Annotated in this window: 2 protein-coding genes; both read left to right on the forward strand. The window is 55.3% G+C overall.

Annotated features, from left to right (window positions below; genetic code table 11):
* The first annotated feature begins 548 nt into the window (after nt 1–548).
* Nucleotides 549–1895: a hypothetical protein gene (locus tag C4B57_02000; GenBank protein ID PXF55797.1), complete on the forward strand. Its 1347-nt coding sequence runs from the start codon at nt 549–551 to the stop codon at nt 1893–1895.
* A gap of 30 nt (nt 1896–1925) precedes the next feature.
* Nucleotides 1926–5252, forward strand: coding sequence for an AAA+ family ATPase (locus C4B57_02005; GenBank protein ID PXF55798.1), 3327 nt, complete (start codon nt 1926–1928; stop codon nt 5250–5252).
* Nucleotides 5253–5885: the final 633 nt, after the last annotated feature.

The following is a 5885-nucleotide window of genomic DNA, read 5'->3' on the forward strand; positions in this document are numbered from 1 at the left end:
GGTACACTGATTTCTACGTTCATGGCACTTCTCCTTTCGGTTTGATTTTTTGGTGATCAAAACCATTACAAGGAAAAGTGCCTTTTTCTACCCTTTCAGAATTCACACAAAATATTTTACACTACCCTGCCAGATGATTATCCGGCGTCCGATATTCCGGAAAAAGCACTTGGATTTCGCATCCAACTGTATGGAATGAATAAGCATTATAAACTCTTCACCCCCGCCAGCTTACGGCCCTCACGACCTTTTCCGACCTGGTGAAGGAAGCAAGGCAACAGGTGCTGGAGGATGCGAAAAAGGCCGGCACCCTGCCGGATGACGACCGCCCCCTTAACGAAGGCGGCAGCGGTCCACAATCTTACGCCGACGCCGTGGCGACTTATCTGGGGTTTTCTCTTAGCAAGGGGGCTAATCTTTGGTCATCAATTTGTAGCTGGATGAATGATAGAGGAGCGTTACGAGAAACATTTGCACGCCAAGCAATACCTATGGTTTGGGATTATGCTGAAGCAAATCCATTTAGCAGTAGTGGTGGAAATTTAGTAATGTATATTGACCGGATTGCTGACTCTATCGAACATACCCCTGCCACAATTTGTGGTGTTTCGATCCAGGATGATGCAACTTCTTCTGCGCTATACACCAATCAAATCATTTCTACCGATCCGCCGTACTATGACAACATCGGCTACGCTGATTTGAGCGATTTCTTCTATGTCTGGCTGCGGAGGAGTTTGCGGGATGTCTATCCTGACCTGCTTTCCACAATGCTGACCCCCAAGGCCGAGGAACTGATCGCCTCTCCCTACCGCCACGGCGGAGACAAAAAGAAGGCGGCCGAATTTTTCGAGACCGGTTTGGGACAGGCCATTCAGCTTTGGCGGGAAAACGGACATCAGGATTATCCCACCACGATTTTCTATGCCTTCAAGCAAGCGGAAACCGATACATCAGGAACCGCTTCCACCGGCTGGGAGACTTTCCTGACCGGTGTGATTGATGCCGGATTCACTATAACCGCTACCTGGCCAATGAGGACGGAAAGTCCGGGACGTTCTGTAGCTCAAGGCACTAACGCTCTTGCTTCCTCTGTTGTCCTTGCCTGCGTGCCCCGCACTAAGGACGCTTCCCTTGCCACCCGCAGGGAATTCATCACCGCGCTCAAGCAGGAGCTGGTGGAAGCCTTGCGCCTGCTGCAATCAGGCAATATCGCGCCGGTGGACCTGGCCCAGGCCGCCATCGGCCCGGGCATGGCCATCTTTTCCCGTTACGCAAAGGTGGTGAAGTCGGACGGCTCGCCCATGACGGTGCGCACGGCGCTGACCCTCATCAACCAGGTGCTCGACGAAGTGCTGGCCGAACAGGAAGGCGAATTCGACAGCGATACCCGCTGGGCCGTGGCCTGGTTCGAACAGTTCGGCATGGACGAAGGCCCTTACGGCGTTGCGGAAACCCTTTCCAAGGCCAAGAACACTTCCGTGCAGGGACTGGTTGAGGCCGGGGTGGTGGCCTCGCAGGGCGGCAAGGTGAAACTGCTTGGCCGGGAAGAACTGCCCGATGACTGGCCTGCCTGCCGCGCCAAGACACGCGGCGCAGGCAGGGACCCGGCAACCGACGCCCGCCTCACCGAATGGGAAGCGGTACAACACCTGATTCGTGCGCTGGACAGGCAGGGAGAAACCGGGACAGCCGATCTGCTCAGGAAACTGGGCAGTGACTACGGCGAACGGGCCCGGGACCTGGCCTACCGGCTCTATGCCATCTGCGAGCGTAAGGGGTGGTCCGGTGAGGCACTGGCGTACAACAGTCTGGTCATTGCCTGGCCGGAGATCAGCAAACTGGCCCATCAGACCCCGGCGGGTACTGGCGAGCAACGGACACTATTCGAGTAAGGAGCATGCAGAACATGAGGAGTCTCGGTCATGGCTAAAACAAATCACGGGAGAGTGGGCGAAGCGCTGGAACTTCTTAACGAAGAATTACGGCCGTTTGTGGAGCGGGAACTTCGGGCTGCCCATGGCGACGGGTGGCAGGATTCGGTGCAGGCAGCGATTCGTCAGGACCGCGGTGCGGTCAAAGCTGCAAAGACAGGCGAAATCAATTGGGATACGCAGAACCTGCTCGCGGTCATGTGGGATCAATGGAACAGCGTATTCCGTAATACGCTCGGCCATGCCGAACGGTCTCTGGTCAGTGAACTGCGCGACATCCGCAACCGCTGGGCGCACCATACCCCGTTCTCCAGTGATGATGCGTACCGGGCGTTGGACAGTATAGACCGTCTGCTTTCCGCGGTTTCCGCACCCCAGGCCAAAGAGATCGAAAAACAGAAGATGGCTCTGCTGCGTGTGCGGTTCGACGAACAGCGCCGCAATGAAATGCGGAAAACCCGGCCTGTGGAAGGAAGTCCGCAGGGCGGCCTTAAACCCTGGCGCGAAGTTGTCACTCCGCATAAAGACGTAGCCAGCGGAAAATATCAGCAGGCGGAATTCGCGGCCGATCTCTGGCAGGTCTATCTGGGTGAGGCAGCCTCGGAATATCAGCATCCGACGGAATTCTTTCGTCGCACGTTTATTACCGAAGGACTGGGGAAGCTCCTTAGCAATGCTGTCTTGCGCCTTTCCGGTAAGGGCGGAGATCCGGTGGTTGAGTTACAGACCAATTTCGGTGGCGGCAAAACACACAGCATGCTGGCCCTGTATCATTTGTTTTCCGGTACGCCTGCGGCGGAGTTGCCCGGCTCGGAGCACGTTCTCAAAGAGGCGGAATGTAATGTCCCCGCTAATGTGAACCGTGCTGTGGTGGTCGGCACGAAAATTTCGCCGGGCAGCCCGATCAGGAAGGATGACGGCACCGTTGTGCGAACGATCTGGGGCGAAATTGCCTGGCAGCTCGGTGGCCGGGAAGGCTATGAAATGGTGCGGGAAGATGATGAGAATGCCACCAACCCGGGCGACCGGCTTAAGGATCTGTTCAACCGGTTCTCGCCATGTTTGATCCTTATCGACGAATGGGTTGCATACGCCCGGCAATTGCATGAAGGCAGCGACCTGCCAGCAGGATCGTTCGATACGCAATTCACTTTCGCCCAGACCCTGAGCGAGTCTGCCAAAACGGCGAAGGATACGTTGTTGGTGGTGAGCATCCCCGCCTCGGACAATGAGATTGGCGGAGACTGGGGCCAAAGAGCGTTGTCGCGCTTGAAGAACGCCATCGGCCGGGTGGAATCAAGCTGGCGTCCGGCAAGTCCGGATGAGGGGTTTGAAATTGTCCGGCGACGGCTGTTCGAACCGATCACGGACAAGCAAGGCTTTGTCGCCCGTGACGCGGTAGCGCGCGCGTTCGTGGAAATGTATGGAACGCAACACAATGAATTCCCGTCGGAATGCCGGGAGGCGGAATACGAACGACGCATCAAGATGGCCTACCCCATCCACCCGGAGTTGTTTGATCGGCTTTACAACGACTGGTCAACCCTGGATAAATTTCAGCGAACAAGGGGAGTGCTCCGATTAATGGCCGCGGTAATCCATTCATTATGGGAGCGACAGGACGGCAATCTGCTGATCATGCCTGCAACGGTCCCCATTGATGACCCGGCCGTGCAATTTGAATTGACGCGCTATCTGGACGACCAGTGGACTCCGGTTATCGCCAAAGACGTGGACGGCGAACATTCGTTGCCGCTCTCTCTCGACAGAGAGGTGCCCAACCTCGGACGATACTCTGCCTGCCGCCGGGTGGCCAGGACCATCTATGTCGGTTCCGCTCCGACGCAACGGGCTGCCAACCGCGGCATTGACGACCGGCAGGTCAAACTTGGATGTGTCCAGCCCGGTGAGACGGTGGCGACATTCGGAGACGCCCTGCGGCGGCTGACGGACCGGGCAACCTATTTGTATGTCGACGGCCGCCGGTACTGGTACTCAACGCAGCCGACCGTGACCCGTCTGGCCGAAGATCGGGCCGGCCAGCTTCACGAACATGATGTGCTGGACGAAATTGTCCGCAGATTGCGGGAAGAGGCCCGGAGCCGGAGCGATTTTCATCGGGTGCATGCATGCTCGGGCAGTAGTGATATTCCCGACGAGCGCGAAGCACGCCTGGTTATTCTTGGCCCTGAACATCCACATAGCAAGGGGCAACATGACAGTCCGGCGAGGCTCGAAGCACAAACCATTCTGGACAACCGCGGTAACAGCCCGCGCAATTACAAGAACACGCTTGTTTTCCTGGCCGGAGATGCAACCCGTCTGAAGGAATTGCAGACAGCAATCCGTCAGTACCTTGCGTGGAAGTCCATCTGGGATGAAAGAGAACAACTGAACCTTGATCCGTTCCAGTCCAAACAGGCCGACACGAAACGCAGGAATGCCAATGACACGGTCAAGGCCCGAATCCCCGAAACCTGGCAGTGGTTGCTTGCACCTGGACAACCTGAACTTCGTGGTGGGCTGGATTGGACAGAAATCCGTTTACAGGGCACCGACTCGCTTGCTTTGAGGGCCAGTAAAAAACTGAAAAATGAGGAGATGCTCCTCGTTCAGATGGGAGGCATCCGGCTCCGCCTGGAACTGGATCGCGTGCCTTTATGGCGAGGCGATGATGTGGCGGTGAAACAACTCATCGAGGACTTCGCAACGTACCTGTACCTTCCCCGCCTTCGTGATCCGGATGTTCTTGTGGCGGCGATCCGTGAAGGTGTATCCCGGTTGACATGGGAAGCAGATACATTTGCTTATGCCCAGGGCAAAGACGAAGAATCCGGGCGGTATCGCGCACTGGATGCAGGAAAAGCCGTAAACATCCAATCCGAGGGAGGGACGCTTCTGGTCAAGCCGGACGTGGCTGCACGGCAAATCCGCGAAGAAACCGCCCGTCGGGAAACATCTGCCGTTCCCGGAGGGGAAACAACATCTCCCGGACAACCGGGTGAAGCGGTTTTTCCCCCGGACAGCGGAGCGCAGGGCGCGGTGCAACCGGGAGACAGCGGTGTCACCCCCGTAACGCCGGTATACCGCCGATTTTATGGATCAGTAAAGTTGGATTCTCTCCGCGTCGGCCGTGATGCCGGGCGTATCGCCGATGAGGTGATTCAGCATTTAACAAAACTTGTCGGCGCTGAGGTCGAGGTAACGCTTGAGATTCAGGCCCAGTTACCTGATGGGGCCTCCGACAAGACCGTTCGTGATGTGACAGAAAACTGCCGGACACTTCGCTTCGACTCTTTTGGCTTTGAGGAGGAGTAAACCTGTTGCTTTGGATAAATTGGAAACACTGCAAAACGTTCCTGAGACATGGCAGAGAAAGGGATTTAATGAAAAGCGAGACAGGAAAATCAAGATGTACCGATTGAGGAAAAGGATACCCTTGTGCGAAAGATAACCAACCCGAAGAAACCCTTGTCCCGTCGAGAGGCATCGATACTCTCGCCGCTTCGTTATCCAGGAGCGAAGAGACGGCTGGCGGGTTATGTCGCTGAGGTTCTTCGGTTGAATTCTCTTCGGCCCAAACTTTTTGTTGAACCATTTGCTGGTGGGGCAAGTGTATCCTTGCAGCTCCTGAACGATGATCTTGTGGAAGGGTAGTGTAAAATATCTTGTGTGAATTTTGAATGGGTAGAAAAAAGGCACTTTTCCTTGTAAGAGTTATCATCAACAAAAAATCAAACCGAAAGGAGAAGTGCCATGAACGTAGAAATCAGTGTACCGGAAGTAGTAGAGATCTTCAAGGAGATCCAGGAGCACTGGATATTTCATATAAGATACAGGCAGCAAGCACCGGGTAGGCTGCTTGCCATACAATTACTGCCATTGGTCTGAAGATTCTTTCATAGAGCAACCATTTTTTGAGTCAACTCCTCAATTTTTCTAATTTTTTTT

The organism is Deltaproteobacteria bacterium (genome assembly GCA_003194485.1).
Taxonomy (GTDB): domain Bacteria; phylum Desulfobacterota; class Dissulfuribacteria; order Dissulfuribacterales; family UBA3076; genus UBA3076.

Excerpts from the sequence above, each read along its gene's own strand:
- C4B57_02000 (PXF55797.1), top strand. The coding sequence starts at position 549 with ATGTATATTGACCGGATTGCTGACTCTATCGAACATACCCCTGCCACA.
- C4B57_02005 (PXF55798.1), top strand. The coding sequence starts at position 1,926 with ATGGCTAAAACAAATCACGGGAGAGTGGGCGAAGCGCTGGAACTTCTT.